Annotated in this window: 23 protein-coding genes, 1 tRNA gene, 1 pseudogene and 1 riboswitch; of the genes and pseudogenes, 15 read left to right on the forward strand and 10 right to left on the reverse strand. The window is 65.1% G+C overall.

All coding sequences use genetic code 11. From position 1 onward, the window contains the following. The first annotated feature begins 67 nt into the window (after positions 1 to 67). From htpX to R2N03_RS12645, 11 genes are all read left to right on the forward strand, one after another. Positions 68 to 928: a zinc metalloprotease HtpX gene (htpX, locus tag R2N03_RS12595; RefSeq protein ID WP_316657984.1), complete on the forward strand. Its 861-nt coding sequence runs from the start codon at positions 68 to 70 to the stop codon at positions 926 to 928. A gap of 103 nt (positions 929 to 1,031) precedes the next feature. Beyond that, a complete protein-coding gene (rsmB, locus tag R2N03_RS12600; protein ID WP_316657985.1) occupies positions 1,032 to 2,363 on the forward strand; it encodes a 16S rRNA (cytosine(967)-C(5))-methyltransferase RsmB in 1,332 nt (443 codons plus the stop codon). Positions 2,364 to 2,376: 13 nt separating this feature from the next. After that, positions 2,377 to 3,138 (forward strand): DUF4390 domain-containing protein, encoded by a 762-nt coding sequence (locus R2N03_RS12605; RefSeq protein WP_316657986.1) that lies wholly within the window; start codon positions 2,377 to 2,379, stop codon positions 3,136 to 3,138. Further along, on the forward strand, positions 3,135 to 5,567 hold the full coding sequence (locus R2N03_RS12610; RefSeq protein WP_316657987.1) for a sensor histidine kinase: 2,433 nt from the start codon (positions 3,135 to 3,137) through the stop codon (positions 5,565 to 5,567). Before R2N03_RS12605 ends, R2N03_RS12610 begins: the two co-directional genes overlap by 4 nt. A gap of 36 nt (positions 5,568 to 5,603) precedes the next feature. Continuing rightward, positions 5,604 to 6,317, forward strand: a complete 714-nt coding sequence (locus tag R2N03_RS12615) for a response regulator (protein WP_316657988.1) — start codon at positions 5,604 to 5,606, stop codon at positions 6,315 to 6,317. Positions 6,318 to 6,384: 67 nt separating this feature from the next. Then, positions 6,385 to 6,460 (forward strand) — tRNA-Phe (locus tag R2N03_RS12620). Between the two features lie 286 nt (positions 6,461 to 6,746). Next, positions 6,747 to 7,049 (forward strand): hypothetical protein, encoded by a 303-nt coding sequence (locus R2N03_RS12625; RefSeq protein WP_316657989.1) that lies wholly within the window; start codon positions 6,747 to 6,749, stop codon positions 7,047 to 7,049. 182 nt (positions 7,050 to 7,231) lie between these two features. Further along, positions 7,232 to 8,137, forward strand: coding sequence for a MurR/RpiR family transcriptional regulator (locus R2N03_RS12630; protein WP_316657990.1), 906 nt, complete (start codon positions 7,232 to 7,234; stop codon positions 8,135 to 8,137). Between the two features lie 16 nt (positions 8,138 to 8,153). Beyond that, positions 8,154 to 9,509 (forward strand): aspartate aminotransferase family protein, encoded by a 1,356-nt coding sequence (locus R2N03_RS12635; protein ID WP_316657991.1) that lies wholly within the window; start codon positions 8,154 to 8,156, stop codon positions 9,507 to 9,509. Further along, entirely contained in the window at positions 9,503 to 10,339 is an 837-nt protein-coding gene (locus R2N03_RS12640; protein ID WP_316657992.1) for a beta-keto acid cleavage family enzyme, read from the forward strand. The genes R2N03_RS12635 and R2N03_RS12640 overlap by 7 nt, the downstream gene beginning before the upstream one ends. Positions 10,340 to 10,422: 83 nt before the next feature. Continuing rightward, positions 10,423 to 11,319 carry a glutamate/aspartate ABC transporter substrate-binding protein gene (locus R2N03_RS12645; RefSeq protein WP_316657993.1) on the forward strand — a complete coding sequence of 299 codons (897 nt, stop codon included), beginning with the start codon at positions 10,423 to 10,425 and terminating at the stop codon, positions 11,317 to 11,319. Between the two features lie 14 nt (positions 11,320 to 11,333). Here the strand turns inward: R2N03_RS12645 and R2N03_RS12650 are convergent, their stop codons facing one another. The 4 genes from R2N03_RS12650 to R2N03_RS12665 all read right to left on the reverse strand — a co-directional run bounded on the left by R2N03_RS12650 (position 11,334) and on the right by R2N03_RS12665 (position 16,648). Beyond that, positions 11,334 to 12,623, reverse strand: coding sequence for a multifunctional CCA addition/repair protein (locus tag R2N03_RS12650; protein WP_316657994.1), 1,290 nt, complete (start codon positions 12,621 to 12,623; stop codon positions 11,334 to 11,336). Continuing rightward, positions 12,620 to 13,309, reverse strand: a complete 690-nt coding sequence (locus R2N03_RS12655) for a glutathione S-transferase family protein (protein WP_316657995.1) — start codon at positions 13,307 to 13,309, stop codon at positions 12,620 to 12,622. The genes R2N03_RS12650 and R2N03_RS12655 overlap by 4 nt, the downstream gene beginning before the upstream one ends. A gap of 207 nt (positions 13,310 to 13,516) precedes the next feature. Further along, positions 13,517 to 14,521: a complex I NDUFA9 subunit family protein gene (locus tag R2N03_RS12660; RefSeq protein ID WP_316657996.1), complete on the reverse strand. Its 1,005-nt coding sequence runs from the start codon at positions 14,519 to 14,521 to the stop codon at positions 13,517 to 13,519. A 174-nt stretch (positions 14,522 to 14,695) separates the two neighbouring features. After that, positions 14,696 to 16,648 carry a lytic transglycosylase domain-containing protein gene (locus R2N03_RS12665; protein WP_316657997.1) on the reverse strand — a complete coding sequence of 651 codons (1,953 nt, stop codon included), beginning with the start codon at positions 16,646 to 16,648 and terminating at the stop codon, positions 14,696 to 14,698. 45 nt (positions 16,649 to 16,693) lie between these two features. Between R2N03_RS12665 and R2N03_RS12670 the strand changes: the two genes are divergently transcribed. Continuing rightward, positions 16,694 to 17,299, forward strand: a complete 606-nt coding sequence (locus tag R2N03_RS12670; RefSeq protein ID WP_316657998.1) for a 5-formyltetrahydrofolate cyclo-ligase — start codon at positions 16,694 to 16,696, stop codon at positions 17,297 to 17,299. 8 nt (positions 17,300 to 17,307) lie between these two features. On the opposite strand, the gene R2N03_RS12675 is transcribed toward R2N03_RS12670, so the two are convergent. The 6 genes from R2N03_RS12675 to R2N03_RS12700 all read right to left on the reverse strand — a co-directional run bounded on the left by R2N03_RS12675 (position 17,308) and on the right by R2N03_RS12700 (position 22,436). Beyond that, positions 17,308 to 17,712 (reverse strand): TfoX/Sxy family protein, encoded by a 405-nt coding sequence (locus tag R2N03_RS12675; RefSeq protein WP_316657999.1) that lies wholly within the window; start codon positions 17,710 to 17,712, stop codon positions 17,308 to 17,310. 30 nt (positions 17,713 to 17,742) lie between these two features. Further along, complete coding sequence (gene metF / locus R2N03_RS12680) at positions 17,743 to 18,573, reverse strand: methylenetetrahydrofolate reductase [NAD(P)H] (protein WP_316658000.1); 831 nt, start codon at positions 18,571 to 18,573, stop codon at positions 17,743 to 17,745. 18 nt (positions 18,574 to 18,591) lie between these two features. Continuing rightward, positions 18,592 to 18,933, reverse strand: coding sequence for a phage holin family protein (locus R2N03_RS12685; protein ID WP_316658001.1), 342 nt, complete (start codon positions 18,931 to 18,933; stop codon positions 18,592 to 18,594). A gap of 54 nt (positions 18,934 to 18,987) precedes the next feature. Further along, on the reverse strand, positions 18,988 to 20,412 hold the full coding sequence (gene ahcY, locus R2N03_RS12690; protein WP_316658002.1) for an adenosylhomocysteinase: 1,425 nt from the start codon (positions 20,410 to 20,412) through the stop codon (positions 18,988 to 18,990). Positions 20,413 to 20,523: 111 nt separating this feature from the next. Then, positions 20,524 to 20,607, reverse strand: a riboswitch (S-adenosyl-L-homocysteine riboswitch). Between the two features lie 114 nt (positions 20,608 to 20,721). Continuing rightward, positions 20,722 to 21,243: a hypothetical protein gene (locus tag R2N03_RS12695; RefSeq protein ID WP_316658003.1), complete on the reverse strand. Its 522-nt coding sequence runs from the start codon at positions 21,241 to 21,243 to the stop codon at positions 20,722 to 20,724. 563 nt (positions 21,244 to 21,806) lie between these two features. Further along, positions 21,807 to 22,436 (reverse strand): PAAR domain-containing protein, encoded by a 630-nt coding sequence (locus tag R2N03_RS12700; protein WP_316658004.1) that lies wholly within the window; start codon positions 22,434 to 22,436, stop codon positions 21,807 to 21,809. Between the two features lie 432 nt (positions 22,437 to 22,868). On the opposite strand from R2N03_RS12700, the pseudogene R2N03_RS12705 reads away from it, so the two are divergent. The 3 genes and pseudogenes from R2N03_RS12705 (at position 22,869) to R2N03_RS12715 (ending at position 26,329) form a co-directional block, all read left to right on the forward strand. Next, positions 22,869 to 23,245: pseudogene (locus tag R2N03_RS12705) on the forward strand (hypothetical protein). A 211-nt stretch (positions 23,246 to 23,456) separates the two neighbouring features. Further along, complete coding sequence (locus tag R2N03_RS12710) at positions 23,457 to 24,917, forward strand: alkaline phosphatase (RefSeq protein WP_316658005.1); 1,461 nt, start codon at positions 23,457 to 23,459, stop codon at positions 24,915 to 24,917. A 17-nt stretch (positions 24,918 to 24,934) separates the two neighbouring features. Continuing rightward, a complete protein-coding gene (locus R2N03_RS12715) occupies positions 24,935 to 26,329 on the forward strand; it encodes an alkaline phosphatase (protein WP_316658006.1) in 1,395 nt (464 codons plus the stop codon). Positions 26,330 to 26,347: the final 18 nt, after the last annotated feature.

Below are 26,347 nucleotides of genomic sequence, written 5' to 3' on the forward strand. Positions count from 1 at the left end.
AACAGTCTTGCAACGCCGTCCTCGACCCCATTCAGGACGCCCTAGACCCCACAGGAGCCACGCCCCCATGTTCAACTGGATCAAGACCTTCATGCTGATGGCAGCGATCACCGCGCTGTTCATCGTCATCGGCGGCATGATCGGCGGACGCAACGGGATGATGCTGGCGCTGCTGTTCGCGCTGGGCATGAATTTCTTCTCGTACTGGTTCTCCGACCAGCTCGTTCTGCGCATGTACAACGCGCAGGAAGTCAACGAAACCTCCGCGCCGCAGTTCTACCGGCTCGTGCAGGAGCTCGCCGGCCGTGCCGGCCTGCCGATGCCGCGCGTGTACCTCATCGAAGAAGCCCAGCCCAACGCGTTCGCCACCGGCCGCAACCCGGAGCACGCCGCCGTGGCCGCGACCACCGGCATCCTCAACGTCCTGAGCGAGCGCGAGCTGCGCGGGGTGATGGCACACGAGCTGGCGCACGTGCAGCACCGCGACATCCTCATTTCGACCATCTCGGCCACCATGGCCGGTGCGATCTCGGCGCTGGCCAACTTTGCCGTGTTCTTCGGGGGGCGCGACAGCGAAGGCCGTCCGGCCAACCCGATCGCCGGGATTGCGGTGGCGATCCTCGCGCCGCTGGCGGCAGCGATGATCCAGATGGCGATTTCCCGCGCGCGCGAGTTCGAAGCCGACCGGGGTGGCGCCACCATCAGCGGCGATCCGCAGGCGCTGGCCTCCGCGCTGGACAAGATCCACCGCTATGCTGCCGGCATTCCGTTTGCCGCCGCCGAAGCCCACCCCGCCACCGCGCAGATGATGATCATGAACCCGCTGCACGGCGGCGGCCTGGCCAACCTGTTCAGCACGCACCCGGCCACGGAGGAGCGCATCGCACGCCTGATGCAGATGGCGCAGACGGGGCAATATCCGGCGTAAAAGCGGCAGCCCGACCGGTCGCTTCCTTTATACTTCCGCAGTCCGCACGAGCCCGCCCATCGCGGGCTCGTTGCATTTTGTCCGCCTGATTTCCTGCTGCCCGATGCGCCTGCCGCCTGATTCCCTCGCCCACGCCCTGTCCATTGCCGCCGCCGCGCTGGGCAAACTGCGTCAGGGCACGGCATTGCCGCAGGCCGTCGATGGGGCGTGCCAGGGCCAGCCCGGGCCGGTGCGCGGCGCCGTGCAGGATCTCGCCTACCGCGCCACGCGCTGGCTGGGCAGCACCGACTGGCTGATCCGCACGCTGATCCCGCGCCCGCCTGCCGAAGGCGCCGCCAACCTGCTGCGCGTGGCACTGGCCCAATTGCTCGACGAGCCGCCGCCTTACGCACCGTTCACCGTGGTCGACCAGACCGTGCGCGCGGCCTCCGCCGACCCGAAACTCGCGCACGGCAAGGGGATGGTCAACGGCGTGCTGCGGCGCTTCCTGCGCGAGCAAGGGGCACTCGTCGCCGCCATGCAGGCAGACCCCGTGGCCGCCACCAACTATCCGCAGTGGTGGATCGACGCCGCGCGCAGCGCCTATCCCGAGGCATGGCAGCACATCCTCGCCGCTGGCAACCAACGCCCGCCGATGGTGCTGCGGGTGAACCCGCGACGCGTGACCGTGGACGCCTACCTCGCCCGCCTGGCCGAGGCCGGCATCGACGCCGACCGCATCGGCGAGCAGGCTGTGCGCCTCGCGCGAGCCTTACCCGTAGCGGAATTGCCGGGCTTTGCCGAGGGAGATGTCTCGGTGCAGGATGCCGGCGCCCAGTTGGCGGCCAGGCTGCTCGACGTGGCGGCCGGTCAGCGCGTACTCGACGCCTGCGCGGCACCGGGCGGCAAAACCGGCCATCTGCTCGAATTGGCGGACAACCTTGAGGTGACCGCGCTCGAATCCGATGCCGCGCGTGCCATGCGCATCCGCGAAAACCTCGCGCGCCTGCGCCAGACCGCCGACGTTTGCGTGGGAGACGCAGCCAAGCCTGACACCTGGTGGGACGGGCGTCCATTCGACCGTATCCTGGCCGACGTGCCGTGCTCTGCCGCCGGCATCGTGCGCCGCCATCCCGACATCCGCTGGCTGCGCCGCCCCGCCGATCTCAAGGCGCTGGCCACCCTGCAGCGCGACATCGTGCGCGCCCTTTGGACATGCCTCGCCCCTGGGGGCAAGTTGCTTTATGTAACGTGTTCGATTTTCCCGACGGAAGGCGAAGCCCAGGCCCAATGGTTTGAACGCCATCTGCAAGATGCGATACGATTGCACGCGCCCGGCCAGTTGCTGCCGGCCGCGCCAGATGCGGCGCAGGCGGGTGGCTTCGTCCCAGGCGTCTCTTCCTTGCCGGTCGATCACGACGGCTTCTTTTACGCAGTGTTCCAGAAACGGCCTTGATGCACCGACCGTTGTGACAGCCACTCTCCGCCCATCGCTCCGGCTGATGCCAGCCCGATTCCGGCAGATGCTGCATCGGCTTGTCATCCTGGGCATGCTTTGCCTGCTGTGGCCAATGGCCCCCTCGGCGCAGACCATCGACGTCAATCGCGCCCAGCTGGAATACGCCGATGGCGGGTGGAACCTCTCCGCCGATTTCGATTTCGACCTGCCAGGCAACCTCGAAGACGCTGTCAACAAAGGGATCGCCCTGTACTTTCTCGTCGAGTTCGAGCTGATCCGCCCCCGCTGGTACTGGTTTGACGATCACGCCGTCAGCGCAACGCGTGTCGTTCGGCTGTCGTACCACCCGCTCACGCGCCAGTACCGCGTGTCCACGGGCGGACTGCAGGTGCCGTTCTCGCGTCTGAAGGATGCGGTGGATTTCATGCAGCACGTGCGCGGCTGGCGCGTGTTCGAGCAGCGGGCCGTCAAACCCGGCGAAGCCGTCCAGGCTGAGGTGCGCATGCGCCTGGACGTGACGCAACTGCCCAAGCCGTTCCAGATCAACGCCGTCAATACGCGCGACTGGAACCTGGCCTCCGAATGGAAGCGCTTCAGCTTCCTGGTGCCCAATGAGCCCGCGCCTGCACCGCCGACGGTGCCAGCCACGCCGCCCAGCGCCCCCGCCTCCGCGCCACCGGCGTCCAGCGCATCGGGCATGTCGTCCAATTCGGGCTGGGGCATGAGCGCCGGCCCTGCCAACGCGGCGACGCTGCTGGCACCCGCCAAATGATCTTCGATCGCAGCTACAAGCGGCTGCTCTACCAGGTGGTGGCGGGCACCATCGTCTTTCTCGCCATCGTGCTGGTGGGCCTTCTGGCAGCAGCCTCGGCCAACACCGAGTTCTTCGACCGGTATTTCACGCTGCTCTACAAGGTCAACCTCGTCATCGGGGTGCTGCTGGTGGTGATCATCGGCGGGCTGATGCTGGCGTTGGCGCTGCGAGCGCGGCGCGGCAAGTTCGGCACGCGGCTCATGACCAAGCTCGCCGTGTTCTTTGGCGTGGTCGGCGTGCTGCCCGGGGTGCTGATCTACCTGGTGTCGCTGCAGTTCGTGTCGCGCAGCATCGAGTCGTGGTTCGACGTGAAGGTCGAATCGGCCCTCGAGGCCGGCCTGAATCTCGGCCGCTCGACCATGGACGCGGCGTTGGCGGATCTGCAGAACAAGGGCCGACTGATTGCCGAGCAGATGGGCGATGGTTCTGCCTCGGCCACGGCAATCACGCTCAACCGCCTGCGCGAACAATTTGGCGTACAGGAAGCGACCGTCTTCACAGCCAGCGGGCGGGTGCTCGCGACGGCGTCGAGCACTTACGACACGCTCGTCCCGACGCTGCCCGACCAGGCCGTCCTCGAGCAGGCGCGTGCGCCGGGCGGCTACGCCAGCCTGGAAGGCGGCAGCGACTACGAAGGGGACAGCGCGCCCGCATCCGCAGTGCGTGGCGCCAATCGCCGCGGCGATCTCTATCAATTGCGCGTGGTGGTCGCGCTCGGCACCGCCACGCGGGATACGCCAGGGCTGCAGCTGAATGCCCCGACCCGCAGGTGGGCCGGGGGAGGGCTGCTCGACCGTCAGGCAGAAGGCGGCGACGGCGCTTCGCGCGGCTTCGGCCTGACTGGCGAGTCCGGTCGCGAAGAGCGCTTCCTGCAACTCGTGCAGCCGGTGCCGCAGACGCTCGCGCGGAATGCCGATGCGGTGCAGCGCGCCTACCAGGAGTACCAGGAGAAGGCGCTCGGCCGTACCGGCCTGCGCAAGATGTACATCGGCACGCTCACGCTCACGCTGTTCCTTGCCGTGTTCATCGCGGTGATGCTGGCGCTGCTGCTGGGCGCGCAGCTGGCACGGCCGCTGCTGATGCTGCTGCAGGGCACGCGCGAAGTGGCGGAGGGGGATCTCTCCCCCAAGCGCGAGCTGCACACGCGCGACGAACTCGGCCTGCTCACCCAGCAGTTCAACCAGATGACGCGACAACTCGCGGACGCGCGCCGCGCCGTGGAGCAGAATCGCGCGGCACTCGAGCAATCCAAGGCCTATCTTGAGAGCGTGCTGACCAACCTGACCGCCGGCGTCTTCGTGTTCGACCATCGATTCGTGCTCCTCACCGCCAACCCCGGGGCTGAGCGCATCTTCAAGCAGCCCTTTGGCGCGTGGGTCGGCCAGGGGCTGACCAGCATCACGCCGGTGGCGGCCTTCGCGCCAGTGGTCGAACAGGCCTTTGCCGAACAAGACGCAAGCACCGCCGCCGGTGGCGCACTGGCCCACTGGCAGAAGCAGGTCGAAATCCCGCTCGAAGACGAAGACGAGCCGCTCACGCTGCTAGTCCGTGGCACGCGCCTGCCTGGTCCGTCGGTGGGCGCGCACGGCACCGAGCGCGGCTACGTGGTGGTGTTCGACGATATTTCCGACGTGATCTCGGCGCAGCGCTCGGTGGCGTGGGGTGAAGTCGCGCGGCGTCTTGCGCACGAGATCAAGAACCCGCTCACCCCGATCCAGCTGTCGGCCGAGCGCCTTGAGATGAAGCTCTCGCCGAAGCTCTCGGACACCGACGCAGAGGTACTGCGCCGCGGCGCCACCACCATCGTCAACCAGGTGGCCGCCATGAAGCGCATGGTCGATGACTTCCGCGACTACGCCCGCACACCGCCCGCAGTGCTGCAGGATCTCGACCTCAACGCGCTCTGCGCCGAGGTGCTGCACCTGTACGGCATCGATCACCCAGGCGCGCACGACCACCCGGTCATCGAGGTCAAGCTGGGCGCGAGCCTGCCGTTGATCAAGGGCGATCCGACGCAGTTGCGACAGGTCATCCACAACCTGCTGCAGAACGCGCAGGACGCGGTGGCCGAGAACGAAACTGCCGGGCGAGCCGCGCCACATGTCATGTTGCAAACTGACACGGTAGAATACGACGACGCCTCGGGCGCGCGGCGGCAGGCCGTGCGGCTTGCAATCGCGGACAACGGCGGCGGGTTCTCGTCCCGCATCCTCAACCGCGCCTTCGAACCGTACGTCACGACCAAAGCCAAGGGCACAGGATTGGGCCTGGCCATGGTGAAGAAGATCATGGACGAGCACGGGGCGCGCATTGAACTGCGCAACCGCCAATCTGGTACCGACACCATCGGCGCCCAGGTTTCCATACTGTTCGTAAAACTTGCCTGACGCGGACGGCAATCCCGCCGCACACAGAGGAAAAGCATGGCCACCATCCTCGTTGTCGACGACGAAATGGGTATCCGGGAGTTGCTCTCCGAGATCCTCGGAGACGAAGGGCACGTTGTCGAAGTCGCCGAGAACGCGCAGCGTGCGCGCGAATACCGCGCGAGCACGACGCCCGATCTCGTGCTGCTCGATATCTGGATGCCCGACACCGACGGCGTGACCTTGCTCAAGGAATGGGCATCGCAGGGTCTGCTGACCATGCCCGTCATCATGATGTCGGGCCACGCCACCATCGATACGGCCGTGGAGGCGACCAAGATCGGCGCGTTGAACTTCCTCGAGAAGCCGATTGCGCTGCAAAAGTTGCTCACCGCGGTCGAGCAGGGCCTGTCGCGCAGCAAGGAAAAGCCGCGTGCCGCGACGCCCGCGACCGTGCCAGCTGCCGGCCTTGTCGGCGCTGCGCCGAGCGCTGGCGCACCTGGCGCGCCTGTCACGGCGGAGCGCACCGACATGAATGGCGCGCCGACGCGCGCTGGCGAAGGCGGGGGCATGCAGTTCTCGTTCGACATGCCGCTGCGCGAAGCGCGCGACCTGTTCGAGCGCGCCTACTTCGAATACCACCTGCAGCGCGAGGGCGGCAGCATGACGCGCGTGGCCGAGAAGACCGGCCTCGAGCGCACGCACCTGTATCGCAAGCTCAAGCAACTGGGCGTCGAACTCTCACGCAACAAGGGCGAGCCAGCCGCCTGATTCGCAAATCCATCACCAGTGCTTGACGGCAGATGGAAAACCCTGCCATACTTGCGCTTCTTTGCTTGGCCCGGTAGCTCAGTTGGTAGAGCAGCGGATTGAAAATCCGCGTGTCGGTGGTTCGATTCCGCCCCAGGCCACCAAAATTCTTCGTTTCGCAAGCATCATTGATTTTGCGGAGCAACAAAAAAAGACCTCCCAGCGAGGTCTTTTTTCATTTCCGGCGTCGTCTTCGTGATACCCCGCCCTGCCCGATCCCCGCGCGGGACGCGCATCTGCGACCGATCGCCGCGGCCAAAAAAATTGTGCCAAACCCTCTTGACGCAACGCAGCTCAGGGTATACCTAGCGCGGCAAAGTGCGCCAATTCGTCGCAGGTCTCGGTATAGTGACTCAACGCTATCAGGCGGCAAGCACAAGGAGACACTCCATGGCACTCGTTGGCACCGGTCACCACTTCCATTTCCACGCTTTCGACGGCATCAGCCGCAAGACGCGGTTGACGTGGTTGCGCAACGCCGCAGCGCTGACATGCTTGATGGCTCTGGTCACCGCCATGTGGGTCGGCGGCAACCTGTCAGCCCTCATGCATACGCCGCTCATGAGCGGGGTCTCGTCGCTGGGCGCGGTGATGATCCTGGCATGCGCCTCCATGGCGCTGAGCCTGCTGGGGCTGATCGCGGCAGGATTCTTCCAGTTCCGCATGGAACAGCTCGACGCACCGGCGACCTGACACCGAGGCGTCTCGATCCCGACCAAACGGAGGCTGCGGCCTCCGTTTTTGTTTGCCCCGCTGTCGCCGCATGCCCCCTGAGAGGGTGACCATGTTGCGCCGGAAGGCCCGGTGAATCGGCTATTGACTCATCTGTTTCATTTGCGTAGTTTACGAAACAGTTGAATCATCGCGACGACCACATGACCTTCGATGGGCTGATGCAGACGCTGCGCAGTCGCGCGGGCGATCTGTCACCGCAACTGCAGCGCGCCGCCCAGTTGCTGGAAACGCACCGCAACGATATCGCCCTGCTATCGATGCGGGATCTGGCGCGCCGTTGCGATCTGCCGCCCGCTACGTTTTCGCGGCTGGCACGCGCCCTGGGCTTTGAGGACTTCGCTGCCTTGCGCGAAGTCTGCGTGAACCACCTGCGCCAGCAGGCCGACGGTTTTGCGAGCCGGGCCAGCGCGCTGCAGGGCGAGATGGCAGGTGTGTCCCATGCCGAGCGGATCGGCACGGCCGTGGGCGCCCATCTCCAGTCGGCGTTTTCGCCGGCCAACCTCGCCACGCTCGAGACGGTGGCCGCCGCGCTGTGCAAGGCACGCCGCATCTACCTGCTCGGCGCCCGCAGTTGCCTGGCGCTCACCCACGCGTTCGGCTACGCGGCACAGCTCTTTGACGACAAGGTCGTGCTCTGCACGGGCAACGGCAACACGCTGGCTGACCCCCTGCGTTTCTGCGGCGAAGATGACATCGTGATCGCCGTCACGTTCGACCCGTACACACGCGAGGTCGTCGAAGCGATGGCGTACGCACATGCGCGCGGTGCGCGACTCGTCTATGTCACCGACAGTGCCTTCGCCCCGGGCGCGGAGCTGGCCTGGCAGCAGCTTGTTGCGCCGGTCACGATCCCCTCGTTCTTCCATTCCCTGGCCGCGCCGCTGGCGCTGCTCGACGCGCTCCTGATGACGTGGTTCCGTCACGCCGGCCCTGCCGCCCTCGCACATCTGGCCGACAGCGACGCCCAGCTCAAACTCCAACACGCCTATGTGCGCAGTGCCCGCCGCAGTGAAGCGGCGATTGCAGTGCCTCCTGGCCAACGCTGAAATTTCCCGAACGACCATGACACCCTCCACCACCTCGGTCTTCCACCGCGACCCGCGCAGGACGCTGCCCACCGCCGTTGGCGGCGAAGGCATGACGCTCATCGACGCCGATGGCAAGCGCTATCTCGACGCCTGCGGCGGCGCCGCGGTGTCGTGCCTCGGCCACGGACACCCGCGTGTGGTCGAGGCGATCTGCAAGCAGGTGCGCGCGCTGGCCTATGCGCACACGTCGTTCTTCACGACGGATGTGGCAGAAGAGCTGGCCGCCCGCCTTGTGGATGCCGCGCCTGGCGATCTGGACCACGTGTACTTCGTCTCCGGCGGCTCGGAAGCCATCGAGGCCGCGCTCAAGCTTGCGCGCCAGTACTTCGTCGAGATCGGCCAGCCGCAGCGCAAATACTTCATCGCGCGCCGTCAGAGCTACCACGGCAATACCCTCGGCGCGCTGGCGATCGGCGGCAATGCATGGCGCCGCGAGCCGTTCCTGCCGCTGCTGGTGCCGGCGCATCACGTGTCGCCATGCTTTGCCTATCGCGAGCGGCACGATGGAGAGAGCGATGTGCAATACGTGCAGCGCCTCGCCGACGAACTCGACGCCAAGATCGTGGAACTGGGCGCAGACAACGTCGCTGCGTTCGTCGCCGAGACGGTGGTGGGCGCCACGGCCGGCGCGGTGCCACCGGTGGCCGACTACTTCAAGCGGATCCGCGCGGTGTGTGATCGCCACGGGGTGCTGCTATTGCTTGATGAGGTGATGTCGGGCATGGGCCGCACCGGCTATCTCTATGCATGCGAGGAAGACGGCGTGGTGCCCGACCTTATCGCGATTGCAAAAGGGTTGGGCGGCGGGTATCAGCCGATCGGGGCCACGCTGGTGAGCGGCCGCATCTATGACGCCATCACGCGCGGCAGCGGCTTCTTCCAGCACGGCCACACCTACATCGGCCATGCCACCGCGTGCGCCGCGGCGCTGGAAGTGCAGAAGGTGATCGCCGAAGAACACCTGCTCGCGAACGTACAGGCGCGCGGCGAGCAATTGCGCACAGCGCTGCGCTCGCGGTTTGCCGAGCACCCGCACGTGGGAGACGTCCGTGGTCGCGGGCTCTTCGTGGGCGTTGAGCTGGTCGCCGACCGCGCCACGAAGGCGCCGCTGCCGCCCGCGCACAAGACGCATGCCCGCGTGAAGGCCGAAGCGATGCAGCGTGGGCTGATGGTCTATCCGATGGGCGGCACGATCGATGGGCTGCGCGGCGACCACATCCTGCTCGCGCCCCCCTTCATCGCCACCGCGCAGGACATCGACGCCATCGTCGAGCGCCTGGGCGATGCCGTGGAAGCCGCGACCGCCAACGCCCGGGAGACCGCATGGTGACCCGGCCCATTGCCATTGCCGTCGCGCCCAACGGCGCCCGCAAGACACACACCGATCATCCCGCGCTGCCGATCACACCCGGCGAGCTGGCGGTCTGCGCGAAACAATGCGTCGATGCCGGCGCGGCGATGCTGCATCTTCATGTGCGGCGCCCCGATGGCACGCACAGCCTGGAGCCCGAAGACTACCGTCCGGCCATCTCCGCCGTGCAGCAGGCGGTGGGCGATGCGCTGGTGATCCAGGTCACGACGGAGGCAGTCGGTATCTACACGCCCGAACAGCAGATGGCGTCGGTGCGGGCGTTGCAGCCGGAGGCCATCTCCGCCGCGCTGCGCGAGCTGGTGCCGGATGCCGCGCACGAAACGCAGGCTGCACGCTTCTTTGCGGAACGCGCGGCGGCGCGCACGGCCATCCAGTACATCCTGTACTCGGCGGATGACGTCATGCGCTACCGCGACCTGCGTGCACGCGGCGTGCTGCCGGATGCGCCGCACTGGGTGCTGTTCGTGCTCGGCCGATACGCAGCGGGGCAGCGCTCCGACCCGTCCGACCTGCTGCCGTTCCTGCAGGCCTGGTCCGACGGCGCCGAGCTGACCGCCAGCGTGCCGTGGGCGATGTGCGCATTCGGCCCACGCGAGGCCGAGTGCGCGCTCACCGCCGCGCTGCTTGGCGGACATGCGCGCCTCGGGTTCGAAAACAACATGCTGCTGCCCGACGGTAGCGCCGCACCCGACAACGCATCGCTCGTCACCCATCTGCACCGGCACCTCGATGCGCTGCACCGGCCCGTCGCCACAGCGGCCGATCTGCGCAGCTGGTTCGGTCACTAGCGCAGCCACCTTCTCACCTCGCAGACATGCCATCGACGGCCGTGACACGTATCACGCCGCGCCACACAACCATTGGAGGAAATATGCGTTTCACCATCCGTTGCATCCCGCTGGCGCTGGCCGGCGTGCTTGCCGCCAGCGCGCACGCCGAGGCGCTCGACGGCACGCTCAAGAAGATCCAGGACAGCAACACCATCCTGATCGGCGTGCGGGAATCGTCGATTCCGTTTTCGTACCGCGACAGCAAGAATCAGATCATCGGCTTCTCGGCCGACCTCTGCTCGCGCGTGATCGACGCCGTCAAGCAGAAGACGGGTAAGCCCAATCTTCAGGTGCAGCAGATCCCGGTGACCTCGCAGAACCGCACATCGCTGGTGCAGAACGGTTCAGTGGACCTGGAATGCGGCGTGACCACACACCTGAGATCGCGCGAGCAGCAGACGGCGTTTTCGACCACGTTCTTCATCGCCGGCACGAAGCTGCTGACGGGTGTGCACTCGGGGGTGAAGGATTTTCCCGACCTGGCGGGCAAATCGGTCATCACGAACGCGGGCACGACGTCGGAGCGCATCCTGCGCAAGATGAACGACGAGAAGAAGATGAACATGAACATCGTGAGCGGCAAGGACTATGGGGAATCGTTCCTCACGCTGCAGAGTGGTCGCGTCGCCGCGTTCATGATGGATGACGTGCTGCTGGCCGGCGCGCGCACCCTGGCGCAGAAGCCCAGCGACTGGGTGGTGACCGGCACACCGCAATCGTTCGAGGCGTATGGCTTCATGCTCCGCAAGGACGATCCGCAGTTCAAGAAGCTGGTGGATGACACGCTCACGGGCATCATGAAGAGCGGCGACATCAATACGCTCTATGCCAAGTGGTTCGAGAAACCGGTGCCGCCCAAGAACGTGAACTTCAACTTCCCGATGAGCGATCAGTTGAAGGCACTGTATGCCACCCCGAACGACACGCCGTTTGATTGAGTGCGCGGCCCGGCTCAGATGCCGGCCTGAGCAACCGCCTCGATCCGGGCCTGATGCACGGCTGGCTTGATTTGGGCAGGGTGGTCAGCATGGCGGCTGGCCACCGCGCCGGCATCAATGGAAGCTGCTGCCTGCAGCGCCGCCAGCAGCCGTTCCGCTTGCGGATAGGCGCGCGCCTCGAAGCCGAGGCGTCCGCGGGCATCGGCCTCGCAGGCTTGCAGCACCTGGACGAATCGGTCCGGCTTGCGCAGAGCGTCGCAACGTTCGAGCAGACGGACCAGCGCGGCAGCATCAAAGCCCTCGCTGCGATGGATGTTGCCGTGCTCGCGTGCAACGACCAGCGCCAGCTCGCGGCACTCGGTCGGCACGCGCAGGCGCCGACAGACCGCTTCGATCATCGGCACGCTGCGTCCTTCGTGGCCGATGTGGCGCGGCAACACATCATGCGGCGTCGTACCCTTGCCGAGGTCGTGCACCAGCGCGGCAAAGCGCACCGGCAACGATGCGCCCATCGCGGCGGCCGTCTCGATGACCATCATGGTGTGCACGCCGGTATCCACCTCGGGGTGATAGTCGGCACGCTGCGGCACACCCCACAGGCGATCAAGCTCGGGCAACAGGCGCGCCAGCGCCCCGCAATCACGCAGCACGGCGAACAGGCGGGCGGGATGCGCCTCCATCAGGCCGCGCGCGATCTCCTGCCACACGCGCTCGGGCACCAATGCATCGACCTCGCCCGCCTGCACCATGTGCTGCATCAGCGCGTTGGTCTCGGGCGCCACGTGGAAATCAGCGAAGCGCGCGGCAAAGCGCGCCACGCGCAGGATCCGGACGGGGTCTTCGGCAAACGCGTCAGACACATGCCGGAACGTGCGTGAGGACAGGTCAGCCCGCCCGCCGTACGGATCGACAACCGGGCCGACCAGCGCGCCGTCTTCCGCCACACGCTGGGCCATCGCGTTGACCGTCAGGTCACGGCGGATGAGATCGTCTTCCAGCGTGACGTCGGGGGCGTAGTACACCGAGAAGCCCTTGTAGCCGGCCGCCGTCTTGCGCTCGGTGCGCGCGAGCGCGTATTCCGCATGCGTGACCGGATGGAGGAAGACGGGAAAATCCTTGCCGACGGCGCGAAAGCCACGCGCCTCCATCGCTTCGGGCGTAGCGCCGACGACGACGTAGTCGCGATCCTGCACCGGCAGCCCGAGCAGCGCGTCACGAATGGCGCCGCCCACGGCATACACATCAAGCCCGTGCGTGGCGGGGTCGACGACGGCCTCGCCCGCGGATACCACGCGCTCCGTCATCGATTGGCCGCGACCAGCGGTGCCTCGTCCAGGCCGGTGCGGTACGGCTCGTCGTCGGCGAGGAAGTCATGCTCGGCGCGTGCGCCGTCGATCCACTCCTGCATGGCAGGCAGGTTGAGGATATGGTCGGCGTAGGCCTTGGCGGCTTCGGGCAGGCGCACGCCATAAGTGGCGAAGCGGCTGACCACCGGCGCGTAGAACGCGTCGGCCACGGTGAAATGGCCAAACAGGAACGGCCCGTGCGCAGCGTACTGCTGACGCAGCTCGGTCCAGATGGCGGCGATGCGATCGATGTCGCGCTGCACGGCCACGTTCCAGCCCATGCCGGGCAGCATGGCAGTGACGTTCATCGGCATGTTGCTGCGCAGGTTGCCGAAGCCGGAATGCATCTCGGCGCAGATCGAGCGGGCGTGCGCGCGGGCTTTCGGGTCCTGCGGCCACAGTTGCGCGCGCGGAAACCGCTCGGCCAGCGTCTCGCAGATGGCGAGGGAATCCCACACGGTCATGTCGCCATCCACCAGCACGGGCACGCGGCCAGCGGGCGAGTAGCGGCCCACGTCGGCGGCAAAGCTCTCGCTCAGCAGGCGCACGCGGATCTCCTCGAACGGAATGCCGGCCTGCTTGGCCAGCAACCACGGGCGTAACGACCACGACGAATAGTTCTTGTTGCCGATGACCAGTTTCATGATTCCCGTCCTTGGAGAGTGCACCGTGATTGTTGTTGGAAGGTCGCCGGCACGGCGCCGGAACGCTCGGGTCGCGGGCGCAGGCAGGGGCTGTGGCGTGGGGCGAACGAGCCATTCTAGCCCCGCGCTGCACTGCCACAAAATGAAACGGATTGGCCAATGTTGCTAAGGCGGCTCACACATGCGCCGGCGATGCCGGGCGTCACGTCAGCGATGCACCCGCGTCCGGGCGGCGCGCAATCCGTTGTCGGATCCGAGACCGGCCAGCGCGGGCAGCATCACCGCTTCCATGCCGAGCGGGTGGATCCCCAGCTCCGGCGCGACAGGATCGGCGCTGACATTGTCCACGCGCATGGAGTCGAGGTTGTCGCGGGAGATCGGCGCGCCAGGGAGGTGCTCGAACAGCGCGGCCTGCATGCGGCCAAGGCCCCCAGGCAGCGGCATGATCCAGCGTGGGTGCCCACTGGCGCGCCCGGCAAAGCGCATCAACTCGGCCAGCGTATAGACACGCGGCCCGACGAGCGTATAGGCGTGCCGGATGGTGGCCGGGTTGTCGAGCGCGTTGATGAACGCGGCGGCAACGTCATCCACGTACACGGGCTGAAAGCGTGCTTCTGCGCACGCCAATGGCACAAACGGCGCCATGCGCTGCATACGTGCGAACAGATTCAGGAAATGATCCTGCGGGCCGAACACCACGGAGGGGCGGAACACCGTCCAGTCCAGTTCGCTGTTCATGACCACGCGTTCGCCATCGCCCTTGCTGCGCAGGTACATCGACGGGCCGGCGGGATCGGCGCCCAGTGCGCTCATGTGCAGCAGCCGGTTCACCCCATGCCTGCGGCACGCCTTGACGATGCGGCGCGGCAGTTCAACGTGCAGGCGCTGGAAGTTCGGGCCATAGGGCATCTCGCGCACGTCGTGCAGCGTGCCGACGAGGTTGATGACCGCACAGTGCTCGCCGCCATGCTCCGTCAGCGCCAGGAAGAGGGCATCCAGGGCATCGTCGGCGTAGATGTCGGCGTCCATGACGTCCACACGTGGCAACAGCGTCAGGTTGTGCGCCCGGGCAGATTCGGCGTCGCGCGTGGGCACGATCACGCGGCCCTCGGGCAGGCCGGGCGCGGCAAAGGTTTCTGTCACCAGCCGCGAGAGCAATTGCGTGCCGATGAAGCCCGTGCCGCCAAAGACGAGCAGATTGGAGGTATGCATGATGGCATCTCCAAAACGATGGGGGGACTCCACCACAATACAACCCCGAGGGGATCGCCCCCAAGAGGTAGTACAGCCGCGTGCAGCTGGCCGCACGGTTGTGATGGCCAGTTCGCGCGGCGCCATGAAAAACGCCTGCCGTGCGGCAGGCGTTCCAAGTGGCGCGGCTGTCGTTCAGGGCAGCTCGTCGGGTGTGACCGATTCCGGCGCCACCTTGCCCAGGCGATCCTTCAGCGACTGAGGCCGCCCCGTCAGCAGTGCGCCGTAGTACGTGGCATTGGACAGCACATTCTTCACGTACGTACGCGTCTCGTTGAACGGGATCGTCTCGGCGAAGATCGCGCCTTCCACCGGGCGGGTCAGCGTCGAGCGCCAGCGCTTCGGCCGGCCCGGCCCTGCGTTGTAGCCAGCGGTGGCCAGCGTCATCGAGCTATCGAGGTCGGTCAGGATCATCGACAGATAGCTCGTACCGAGCAGCACGTTGGTGTCGATATCGCTCATCTGCGTGGGGCGGAAGCCCGGCAGGCCGATCTTCTTGGCGACACGCCGGGCGGTTTCCGGCATCACCTGCATCAGGCCGGAGGCGCCCACCGACGAGCGCGCATCCATGATGAAGCGCGACTCCTGTCGGATGAGGCCATACGCCCAGGCCACATCCAGACCGACGGCGTCGGCGTTGCGCTCGACCACGTTGCGGAACGGCGTGGGGAAGCGCAAGGAGAAATCATGCTCGGCCTTGGTCTTGTCGGCCGAATTGACTGCGCGGTCCAGCAGCCCGAGCTTGCGTCCGTATTCGGCCGCGGCCAGGAGCTCACGGTCGCTCATGTTGCGCAGCTCCCAGTTCCACTCGCGGTTGCCTTCAAAGCGCAGGTTCAAGTCATACAGCTTCTTGGCGCGGCCGAAGCCCGGATGGTTGCGGCCCATCACGTCGATCTCGGCATCGGTCACCGTCGTGCGTGGCGGCACGGTAATGCGCTGGCCGAGCTCCTCCAGCGCGAGCTGGCCATAGAAGTTGTACTGCCCGGCAATCGACTGGAACTGCTGCCTGGCTTCGTCGTTCCGGTTGTCTGCCTTGAGCGCGCGGCCATACCAGTACGTCCAGGCCGGATCGCGGCTGCGCAGGCTCGGACGCATGGCTTCGATGGCCTGGCGCACCATCTTCCAGTCGCCGGCGCGCAGGGCGGTGCGCACACGCCATTCCTGTGAATCGTCGGACAGCCAGGCATCGCCGCCGAGCTTCATCTGGCGGCGATAGGCATCGAGCGCATCAGGCGTCTGCTTCTTGGCGGCGTACTGGCCGATCACGCCCCAGCCCGCGCCTTGCTCCTCGCGCGAGAGGCTGCCGCTCTGCGAGAAAAGATACGCCGTCGCCTGTGAAGGATCATTGCGCGCCATGCGCGTCACATTGGCCAGCGTGTCGTTGTCGACACGGTCACCATCGGGCAGCACGGCGGCAATGCGCGAGGCCTGCGTGACAAGGTTCTGCTCCAGCGACAGCCGCGCCGCAAACGCCACGTCCGCCCGCGTGAACTGGTTCGACTGTGCCAGATAGCCAATCAGATCGACACAGCCTTCGCCGTAGCCCTTCGGATCGAGCAGCGTGGTACGCGCGTCGGCGGCCACGTTCTGGCCCTTCATCGCGCGCGAGAGCAGGGCATAGCACTCGACCTGCGTGTCGTCCTTCAGCACGAACTTCGGATATTCGACGTCGAAGGTCGCCCAGTCGCGCTTCTTGCCGAGCACGAGCAGCCAGTCATTGCGCAGGCGGTCGGCAATGGCCTCGCCCTCGTAGCGCTGCAGGAACGAGCGGATCTCGTCCTCCGGCGCGTCGGTGCGCGCATAGCCGCTGGCGTCGAACAACTGCGGCTTGATGCGGAAATACTGTACGTAAGATTGGATCGGGTAGTCCGCCAGGCTGTCGGCCAGCTCCCAGCTGCGGGACACATCATTGCGACGCGCGGCATTGCGCAACTCGATAAACGCGTCATCCGGATTGGCGGGAATGCCCTGCGGTGCCTGACGCTTGGCGGCCATCGCCAGGGGCGCCGGGCCGATCACGCTCATGCCGACCACGCCCGCGAAAGCCAGCGCGACTGCGCGATATACTGCCTTGGCCTTGAATGTCATCTCCTGCCCCGTCCAATCATCCGAGTTACATCGCCGAATTATCCCATGCCAGCCCTAGGGAACCCGCACGATCCGGCGAACCCCACGACGCCCATCGAATCGCGCCGCACGCTGCGCACCATGTTGCTCGATGCACGCGCTGCGCTGCCGGAGCGCGTTGCCCACGATGCCGCGCTGGCACGTCACCTGGCCAGCCTGCTGCACGCGCTGCCCATCAAACGCCTGGCCGCCTACTGGCCAACGCAGGGCGAGTTCGATGCGTTGACCGTGCTGGCCCATTGGCTGGCCGCCGATGCCACGCGTAGCGCGCTGCTGCCTGTGGTGACAGACAAGTTTTCACCGCTGCAGTTTCGGCGATGGACGCCCGATTGTGAAATGACGCCGGGCGCCTACGGCATCCCCATCCCCCGCTCGGGCGAGATGGAAACGCCCGATGCCTTGCTGATCCCGTGCGTGGGATTCGACGCGCAACGCTATCGCATCGGCTACGGCGGCGGCTTCTACGACCGCACCCTCGCCGCGCTGCACGCCGCAGGGCACCGCCCGCGCACCATCGGCGTGGCATTCGAAGTGAACCGGGTGGAATCGATCGCGCCGCAAGCGCACGACATCGCGCTCGACTGCATCGTCACCGAACGCGGCGCGTTTTGACCGCGCCGTCAGCGCTTTCGGATCGTTTTCCTGGCAGCGGTGCGCTTCGGCCTCGCGGCTTTGGCATTCGCCTCGCGCAGCGCGGCCTCAATGGCTAAGCGCACCCAGTCCCGTAACGGCTGCCCACCGTCAAGCGCCTCCGACGGCGTGCTCAGATAGCCGGTCATGCTGATGGTGCGGCCGTTGCGCTCGTAACTGAACGGCGTGCACCTTTCTGCGAGGAAACGATCGCGCGTGAGGTCGTCCACGCGCAGGTAAGACGTGCCGCGCAGCACCAGCGCAAACACGATGTCGTCGTAATACAGCGCGGCGCCGCTGAACATCCGGCGGGCGCGGATCTCGCCGATCTGCGCCGCCAGCGGCCGGAGTTCGTCCAGCAGCCAGGCGATCAGCGGATCGGGCGCGGCTGCCATGACGATCTCCCTTGCCGTGCGCTTTCCTGGTTACAGGCCGAGACGCTGCCAGATGGCACGCGTGGAGCCTGCTGCGTTGAGCGTGTAGAAATGCAGGCCCGGCGCGCCGCCTTGCAGCAGGCGGTCGCACATGGCCGTCACCACGTCCAGGCCGAAGGCGCGGATCGATTCACGGTCATCGCCGAAGCCCTCCAGGCGCTTGGCGATCCAGCGCGGCACTTCCGCGCCGCACATCTCGGAAAAGCGCATCAGTTGCGACGAATTCGTGATCGGCATGATGCCGGGCACGATGGGCACGTCCACGCCCAGCTTGCGTGCGTCGTCGACGAACTGGAAATACGCGTCGGCGTTGAAGAAATACTGCGTGATGGCAGAGTCCGCACCGGCCTTCACCTTGCGGGCAAAGTTCTCCAGATCCTGCCGTGCGGAGCGGGCCTGCGGGTGGTACTCGGGGTACGCCGCCACTTCAATGTGGAATGCGTTGCCGGTTTCCTGGCGGATGAACTCAACCAGCTCGTTGGCGAAGCGGAATTCACCGATCTCGCCCATGCCCGATGGCATGTCGCCGCGCAGGGCCACGATGCGGCGGATGCCATGCTCGCGATACGTGTTGAGGATGTTGCGGATGTTTTCGCGCGACGAACCCACGCACGACAAGTGCGGCGCCGCTTCGATGCCTTCGCGCTGGATCTCCACCACGGCGTCGAGGGTGCCCTGTTGCGTGGTGCCGCCCGCGCCGAACGTCACGGAAATGAAGCGCGGCTTGAGCGGGGAGAGCTGCGCGCGCGTATTGCGCAGCTTCTCGGCGCCTTCCGCCGTCTTGGGCGGGAAGAATTCGAAACTGAATTGACGGTCTTGCATGACAGAGAACCTTGCGCCTCACTCGCGCAGCAACAGGCCGGAGAGCAGCCAGGAGATCACGCTATACAGGATGGAACCCAGCAGCGCCGCGCCGAAGCTGGCCACCTGGAAACCCGCCAGCAGGTTGCCGACAAACAGGAACAGCAGCGCGTTGATCACGAAAATGAAAAGCCCGAGCGTCAGCAGCGTCACCGGCAGGGTCAGGATCACCAGGACCGGGCGGATCAGCGTGTTCACCAGACCGAGTACCAACGCCGCGATCAAGGCGGAGCCGAACCCGTTGATGTGGATGCCCTTGAGCAGATAGGCAACAAGAAGCAACGCCAGCGCGTTGATGACCCAGACAGCGAGCAGTCTCATGGGAAGTCCTCGGGTTGAGTGCCGGCGGCGGGAAATGCCGCCGGCAGGTACGGCTTAGTAGCGGTAGTGGTCAGGCTTGTACGGGCCTTCCTTGCTCACGCCGATGTACGCGGCCTGCTGCTCGGTCAGCTCGGTCAGTTGCGCGTTCAGCTTCTTGAGCTGCAGGCGCGCGACCTTCTCGTCCAGGTGCTTGGGCAGCGTGTAGACGCCCACCGGGTACTTGTTCGAGCCCTTCACCGCTTCGGTCCACAGCTCGATCTGCGCGATGGTCTGGTTGGCGAACGAGCTGCTCATCACGTACGACGGGTGGCCCGTGGCGCAGCCCAGGTTCACCAGGCGGCCCTTGGCCAGGATGATGATCTTCTTGCCGTCCGGGAAGATCACGTGATCGACCTGCGGCTTGATCTCTTCCCACTGGTACTTCTCGACCGATGCGATGTCGATCTCGTTGTCGAAGTGCCCGATGTTGCAGACGATGGCCTGGTCCTTCATCTTGGCCATGTGGTCATGGGTGATGACGTGGTAGTTGCCGGTGGCGGTCACGAAGATGTCGCCGTGCTCGGCGGCGTAATCCATCGTCACCACGCGGTAGCCTTCCATGGCGGCCTGCAGCGCGCAGATCGGGTCGATCTCGGTCACCCACACTTGCGCCGACAACGCGCGCAGGGCCTGGGCCGAACCCTTGCCCACGTCGCCGTAGCCGGCCACGACCGCCACCTTGCCGGCGATCATCACGTCGGTCGCGCGCTTGATACCGTCGACCAGCGATTCACGGCAGCCGTACAGGTTGTCGAACTTGCTCTTGGTGACGGAGTCGTTCACGTTGATGGCCGGGAAGCGCAGCTCGCCGCGCTGGGCCATCTGGTACAGGCGATGCACGCCCGTGGTGGTTTCTTCGGTCACGCCCTTGATGGCGTCAAGGTTGCGGCTGTAGAAGGTCGGATCCGTGGCCAGCTTGTCCTTGATGGCCGCGAACAGGAAAGTTTCTTCTTCGCTGCCCGGCTTGGTGATGACGGAGGCATCCTTCTCGGCCTTGGCGCCCAGGTGCAGCAGCAGCGTTGCGTCGCCGCCGTCGTCCAGGATCATGTTCGGCGTGCCGCCGTCGGCCCATTCGAAGATGCGGTGGGTGAAGTCCCAGTATTCCTTGAGCGATTCGCCCTTGAACGCGAACACCGGCGTGCCCGCTGCGGCAATCGCGGCGGCAGCGTGGTCCTGCGTCGAGAAGATGTTGCACGAGGCCCAGCGCACGTCGGCGCCAAGTGCCTTGAGCGTCTCGATCAGCACAGCGGTCTGGATGGTCATGTGCAGGGAGCCCGCAATGCGCGCGCCCTTGAGCGGCTGGCTTGCGGCAAACTCGTCGCGAATCGCCATCAGGCCGGGCATTTCGGTCTCGGCAATGGCGATTTCCTTGCGGCCCCAGTCGGCCAGGCTGATGTCGGCGACGAGGTAATCGTGTTTCAGATCGTTGACAGCGTTCATTGGGATCACTCCAAGAAGATTGGGTGACCGCACGCTGGAGAGATGACTACGGAGACGGAGCCCATTCCTCCGGGCCCGGATAGATGCGTTCTCGCCATCGTGTCAGTCACGATACTGCGAGCGCCGTTTGAACTTCCGAGCCTGGCGGCCGCCCTGTCGAGACATGGGCCGGTCGTTGCAACGCTCCTCGGAATGTGCTGGATTGTAGCGGATTTGGCCGGGATGCGACGACCGGATCAGCGGCCGTGTGCCCGCGCGTAAGTGCGCACTCTGCCACTGCCATTCGGTAAGCCTTGGGAAGTCTGAAATTCACCAACCAACCGGTGCGTTGGCAGGCTCTTTTGCCCAGTCAGCATAGTTAACAGAAGGCGTATCGATCTTGACTCGTCGCAGCAATACGTGTTCAGACCGGATATCGCTTGTTGGGTCGTAACCACTTTTGTGGATGAGACGGCCTTCTAAAGTGCTGCGTGAAATTTTCCCGTGGAACTCGAACACATCCCGGGCCGGCCGCCCTTGCGGGCCTGAATCTCGGGTGAATTCGAAGCCAGTCGAAAGCTTGACAGCAAAGGTAATGGTGCGAGTCAACAGATCGATCTTAGCGTTGTAGATGGGGCCACTGGGTGTCTCGATACCGGTTGAGACGTAGAACTTGCCGAATACGTGCGATCCCTCCCGATAAAGGTCGACGGCATAGCCCTCGCTGTGGGGGTCACCAGTAGTCGCTGTAGTTTTCTGGTTAGAGAAATACCCCAGATGAGTGGAGGTTGGAGGCGTCGCAGTGCACGCCGCACTGATAAGAAGCAACGCAAGGAACAGAAGTCGACGCATATCAGTGTCCGTCTGTTGACCAATGAGGTTTGTCGGTTGCACCGCCAACGAATTTGATTACGCCGTAGCTGCGACCTACCTCCTTGAGTCTGGCGTTCATACCGTCTTTAGGGGTTGTGGCAATCGTAACGGTGTTACCTGAGGCATCTTCTATAAGCAATGTGCCTGTCCACGAAATCGACATATCAATGGCTTTGCGTTGAGTATGCCGAGTTGCCAAGGCCGGAGGGATCTGAAGGTTCTGCATACCATATGCATTGACCATATTCCGAGCGGCTCTCACAGACGCCTCCAGCGTTGAATGTACCCATTCGATGTTAACGCCATCCATTGGAGGGACGGACGACGGGGGCGTCCCATGGGCAATTTTCCATGACCAATGCATCAAGTACGCGCGCTGTGGCGGGCGATATGTCGCGGAGACCCTGATAGTGGCGCCAGCATTTCGCATGGCCTCAATGAAGCGATCTACGGATTGGCGGAATTCGGGTGTCAGCGCTGACGTGTTATCGCTTCCAGGAAACCGAGCAACCCATTGCGCACCGCTCAATTCGTTCCCTCCACTAACAAGCGCAGGGCTCTGATTCGCTTGAGGTGTCAGTTGGGCTGTTGTCATAGTATGGAATCTCGATTTTTGCGTTAAGCGCTCTGTCAGCGGCAACGTTCAACGTGTAGCCATTCTCATCAGTCACGCCCACAAATTGCCTGCCGTCTTCAAGAGTGATTCTGTAACCCACGTGGCAGAGGTTTTTTCCTGTCTGCTCGTGCTTTGCATGAAAGAACAGGTCGTAGTGCCCAAGTGAGTTGGCCTGTGCTGCCTCGGAAAAATCGGCACCTGACTGATAGTGCGTACCTCTCGCACCGCCCATGTCCTCATACCAAGCTTCACCTGCAAGCACTGCAACGATGCGCTTTGGATGCAGGCATTTGCACAGCACTTCGTCACCATCCAAAGCAACTTCGCCCATGAATTTCATCCGGCGGGGGCCACCCGCCTTGGTAATGATGCCGACGCTCTTGCACATCTCGCAGTAGGCTTGGCCGCCAATCAGGGCGACTTGGTGACCAGCATTTCCAAAGGTGCAGGCAGGCCCCGCATAGGACAGGACCGTTCCGCCATTCAGAAGCGTGTCACCGACAACAGCAATTCTTCGCATCATGGTCCGACCTCCACCGTGCAGCATGGTCTCCATTCGTTCCACATAACGCATTTCTCCGTTTCGATTTGTCATTCGCCCCTATACATGCATCGACTCTCGCGATGCCGGTGGCTTCTATGAATTGTCTTGGGCAAATCGACTGATTTCGCGGAGTTGGCGAAATATGACAGCGGAGCACGTGGATCCCGTCGCTATAATCCCCACCGTCACCGCCTCAACGGTGACCGGGTTTCGCAGCCCATCTCCTCCTCTTTTTTCCCAGACGGACAGCCGCCTTTCGCGCGGCGTTTTCATGTCCGGTGCTTGTGCACGCCTATGCTTTTCATGGCGGGCCGGGCAGGGAGACCTTCGGGTCTGCCGGCAATGCTGGGATAGGAGGCCGGTCTGCGAACCCTGCCGTCAGGCCCGCCACCCTCGTTTCGCAGCGAGCAGCGAGCCTCCCTCTACCTATCCCCGGAGGCCACATTGCCTACCGCACTCAGCGGGCACCGCCCCGCGTCTTACCCTTCTCCACCCCCTTGGCGCCGCATGCTTCCCACACAACCGGGAGGTGCCCTATGTCGCTGACCAAGAACCGCCTCTACCTCGACGGCGCAGTCTCAGCGCGCGCGTTTCTGTGCCGCACGCGCACCGATATGCGCACCCATGGCCAATGCAGGCTGGGCATGCTGCGCGAGCAGCTCACCTACTTCTCGGAACACGCGTATCCACCGGCATTCGTGAAGGGCTTTGTCGATACCATCGATGCGTATCTGTCGATGTCGCTCGGGGGGAGCGACGTGGACCCGCGCACGTGGGAGGTTTTGGCCGCCATCGAACGGCGGCAGGTCTCCGCCGCATAACAACAGCAAGACGTATCCCGGGGCGGGCCGGGGATCGGCAAGGCGATCAACTAGACGCCCTATCGTCTCTTGCGCATGCCGGCCCACTCGCGGCACTGTCAATGCGCTGTCACAAGCCAACCTTGCGATCCGGTTAGGAAGTGGCGCACCCGCATCACGGACCTGCAACACGCGGCCACCAAAGTGCCGGGCATCGTTCAGGGAGCCAACGATGCACAACCATAAACTTACGAAGTACGCCGCCGCCGCGGCCGCTGCACTGGCCATGGCCGCGTGCGGCAGCGACGGCACGTCCAGCAACGCCGGCAGCGCCGCACCGGACGCCAACACACCGTCAACCGGACCGACCAAGAACGTCGTGTTCTTCCTGGGCGACGGCATGGGCCTGACCACCATGACCGCCGCGCGCATCTACAAGGTGGGCGAAGACGGCGAACTGACCATGGACACGCTGCCGGAAACCGGCTTCGTGCGCACGTATTCCTACAACGCGCAGGTGACGGATTCCGCGCCGTCGATGTCGGCCTACATGACCGGCGTGAAGATGAACAACGAAGTCATCTCGATGTCGCCGGACACGATGGCCTATGACGCGGGCGGCAAGGATTACCTCTCGGGCGCCGACAGCACCTGCCCCAGCGGCAACGGCAAGCCCGTCACGACGCTGCTCGAACTGATGAAGGCCGCAGGCTACGGCACGGGCGTGGTCACCACCACGCGCATCACGCACGCCACGCCGGCCGCCACGTATTCGCACATCTGCCACCGCGACGGCGAGAACACCATCGCCGCGCAGCTCACGCCGGCCGGCAAGGGCTTCAACGCCGCGCTGGGCGATGGGGTGGACGTCGTCTTCGGCGGTGGCCGCAAGCACTTCCAGCCGACCACCGCAGGCGGCGCGCGCACCGACGGCCGCGACCTGATCGCCGAACTCAAGGCCGGCGGCTACCGCTATGCCAGCAACAAGGCCGAATTCGACACGCTGCAAGCGACCGACGGCAAGGTCGTGGGCCTGTTCACCAGCAGCCACATGTCGTACGACCTGGATCGCGATCCGAGCAAGGAGCCGAGCCTGGGCGAGATGACCAACAAGGCCATCGACGTGCTCGCCGCCAAGAAGAAGGGCTTCTTCCTGATGGTGGAAGGCGGCCGTATCGACCACGCGCTGCACGAAACCACCGCCCGCAAGGCGCTGCAGGACACCGTGGCGTTCGACTCCGCCATCCGTGGCGCGATCGACAAGCTCAACACGATCGACCCGGGGTTGAAGAACACGCTGATCGTGGTGACCGCCGACCACGACCACACGCTGGTGCTCAACGGCTACGCCAAGCGCACGGGCCCGACCAGCGATAGCAACCCCGGCGTGCTGGGCCTGCTGAAGAACTACGTGACGGGCGCCAACGCCACCGACACCGGCGGCAACCCGTTCACGATCATCGGCTTCGGCACCGGCGAGAACCGCCCGGCCACGCGCGGCGCACTGACCGATGCCGCCGTGTACGACAAGAGCTACCACCAGGAAGCCGTGATCCCGGTTGCACCGGGCGGCGAAACGCACGGCGGCACCGATGTCTTCATCGGCGCACGCGGCCTGGGTGCCGAGCGCTTTACCGGCACGATGGACAACACCGAGGTCTTCGGCCTCATCAAGCAGGCCGTGGGTCTGTAAGCGGGAGAGCGCACATTATGAACACGCAATCGAACCGTATCCTGCGCGCCACGCTGCTGGCGCTGGCAGCCGGTGCCTGCGCCCAGGCGCACGCCGCCGGTGAAGCCAAGAACGTGATCTTCTTCCTGGGCGACGGCATGGGCCCGACCACCGTCACCGCCACGCGCATCTACAAGGTGGGCGAGGCGGGCAAGCTGACGATGGAATCGCTCAAGCGCACGGCGCGCATCAAGACGTACTCCAACGATGCGCAGACCACCGACAGCGCCCCGTCGATGTCGGCGTACATGACCGGCGTGAAGATGAACAACGAAGTCATCTCCATGTCGGCCGACACGAAGGCCAGCGATGCCACCGGCAAGGGCTACGTGAACGGTGCAGACAGCACGTGCCCCGCCAACAACGGCACGCCTGCCGTGACGCTGCTGGAACTGGCCAAGGCTGCCGGCAAGTCGGTGGGCGCGGTGACGACCACGCGCGTGACGCACGCCACGCCGGCCGCCACCTACTCGCACGTCTGCCACCGCGACGGCGAGAACACCATCGCCGCGCAAGGCACGCCGGGCAACACCCTGTACAACGCCGCGCTCAAGGATGGCCTGGACGTGCTGCTCGGCGGCGGCCGCCGTCACTACCTGCCGCAAGGCACGACGGGCAGCAAGCGCACCGACACGACCGACCTGACCGCCCAGTTCCAGACCGCCGGCTACAGCTACGTGACCACCGGCACGCAGCTCACCGCCGTCAACCCGGCCACGACCAACAAGCTGCTCGGCCTGTTCAACCTGGACCACATGAACTACGAGCTGGACCGCAAGAAGAACAATGTGGACGAGCCGAGCCTGGCGGACATGACCGAGAAGGCCATCCGCGTGCTGCAGAAGAATGGCAAGGGCTATTTCCTGATGGTGGAAGGGGGCCGCATCGACCACGCGCTGCACGGCACCAACGCCAAGCGCGCGCTGGAAGATGCCGGCGCGTTTGACGAAGCCATCAAGCGCGCGCTGGGCACGGCAGATCTGTCGAACACGCTGATCGTCGTCACGGCCGACCACGACCACACGATGACGATCAACGGCTACCCGCGCAAGGGCAACCCGATCCTGGGCGTGTCGAACGACATCAAGACCGGCCAGCCGCAACTGGCCGCCGACGGCCTGCCGTACACCACGCTGGTGTTCGGCAACGGCGGCACCACGCGCAAGGCCACACGCGACAACGTGGCCTCGGTCGACACGGCTGCAGACGATTACCTGCAGGAAGTGGGGGTGCAGCTCGGCACGCCTGGTTCGGAAACGCACGGCGGCGGGGATGTGATGCTGTTCTCCTCTGGTCCGGGCAGCGCACCGCTGAAGGGCACGCTGGACAACACGAAAGTGTTCGGCGTGGTCAAGACGGCCATGGGCCTCTGATTCCTGCGTTTCCATTGA

Source organism: Ralstonia condita (genome assembly GCF_958405655.1).
Taxonomy (GTDB): domain Bacteria; phylum Pseudomonadota; class Gammaproteobacteria; order Burkholderiales; family Burkholderiaceae; genus Ralstonia; species Ralstonia condita.

Bases quoted from the DNA above. Each gene is read 5' to 3' on its own strand.
- htpX (WP_316657984.1), top strand. From the start codon at position 68: ATGTTCAACTGGATCAAGACCTTCATGCTGATGGCAGCGATCACCGCG.
- rsmB (WP_316657985.1), top strand. From the start codon at position 1,032: ATGCGCCTGCCGCCTGATTCCCTCGCCCACGCCCTGTCCATTGCCGCC.
- R2N03_RS12610 (WP_316657987.1), top strand. From the start codon at position 3,135: ATGATCTTCGATCGCAGCTACAAGCGGCTGCTCTACCAGGTGGTGGCG.
- R2N03_RS12615 (WP_316657988.1), top strand. From the start codon at position 5,604: ATGGCCACCATCCTCGTTGTCGACGACGAAATGGGTATCCGGGAGTTG.
- R2N03_RS12625 (WP_316657989.1), top strand. From the start codon at position 6,747: ATGGCACTCGTTGGCACCGGTCACCACTTCCATTTCCACGCTTTCGAC.
- R2N03_RS12630 (WP_316657990.1), top strand. From the start codon at position 7,232: ATGACCTTCGATGGGCTGATGCAGACGCTGCGCAGTCGCGCGGGCGAT.
- R2N03_RS12635 (WP_316657991.1), top strand. From the start codon at position 8,154: ATGACACCCTCCACCACCTCGGTCTTCCACCGCGACCCGCGCAGGACG.
- R2N03_RS12640 (WP_316657992.1), top strand. From the start codon at position 9,503: ATGGTGACCCGGCCCATTGCCATTGCCGTCGCGCCCAACGGCGCCCGC.
- R2N03_RS12645 (WP_316657993.1), top strand. From the start codon at position 10,423: ATGCGTTTCACCATCCGTTGCATCCCGCTGGCGCTGGCCGGCGTGCTT.
- R2N03_RS12650 (WP_316657994.1), bottom strand. From the start codon at position 12,623: ATGACGGAGCGCGTGGTATCCGCGGGCGAGGCCGTCGTCGACCCCGCC.
- R2N03_RS12655 (WP_316657995.1), bottom strand. From the start codon at position 13,309: ATGAAACTGGTCATCGGCAACAAGAACTATTCGTCGTGGTCGTTACGC.
- R2N03_RS12660 (WP_316657996.1), bottom strand. From the start codon at position 14,521: ATGCATACCTCCAATCTGCTCGTCTTTGGCGGCACGGGCTTCATCGGC.
- R2N03_RS12665 (WP_316657997.1), bottom strand. From the start codon at position 16,648: ATGACATTCAAGGCCAAGGCAGTATATCGCGCAGTCGCGCTGGCTTTC.
- R2N03_RS12670 (WP_316657998.1), top strand. From the start codon at position 16,694: ATGCCAGCCCTAGGGAACCCGCACGATCCGGCGAACCCCACGACGCCC.
- R2N03_RS12675 (WP_316657999.1), bottom strand. From the start codon at position 17,712: ATGGCAGCCGCGCCCGATCCGCTGATCGCCTGGCTGCTGGACGAACTC.
- metF (WP_316658000.1), bottom strand. From the start codon at position 18,573: ATGCAAGACCGTCAATTCAGTTTCGAATTCTTCCCGCCCAAGACGGCG.
- R2N03_RS12685 (WP_316658001.1), bottom strand. From the start codon at position 18,933: ATGAGACTGCTCGCTGTCTGGGTCATCAACGCGCTGGCGTTGCTTCTT.
- ahcY (WP_316658002.1), bottom strand. From the start codon at position 20,412: ATGAACGCTGTCAACGATCTGAAACACGATTACCTCGTCGCCGACATC.
- R2N03_RS12695 (WP_316658003.1), bottom strand. From the start codon at position 21,243: ATGCGTCGACTTCTGTTCCTTGCGTTGCTTCTTATCAGTGCGGCGTGC.
- R2N03_RS12700 (WP_316658004.1), bottom strand. From the start codon at position 22,436: ATGGAGACCATGCTGCACGGTGGAGGTCGGACCATGATGCGAAGAATT.
- R2N03_RS12710 (WP_316658005.1), top strand. From the start codon at position 23,457: ATGCACAACCATAAACTTACGAAGTACGCCGCCGCCGCGGCCGCTGCA.
- R2N03_RS12715 (WP_316658006.1), top strand. From the start codon at position 24,935: ATGAACACGCAATCGAACCGTATCCTGCGCGCCACGCTGCTGGCGCTG.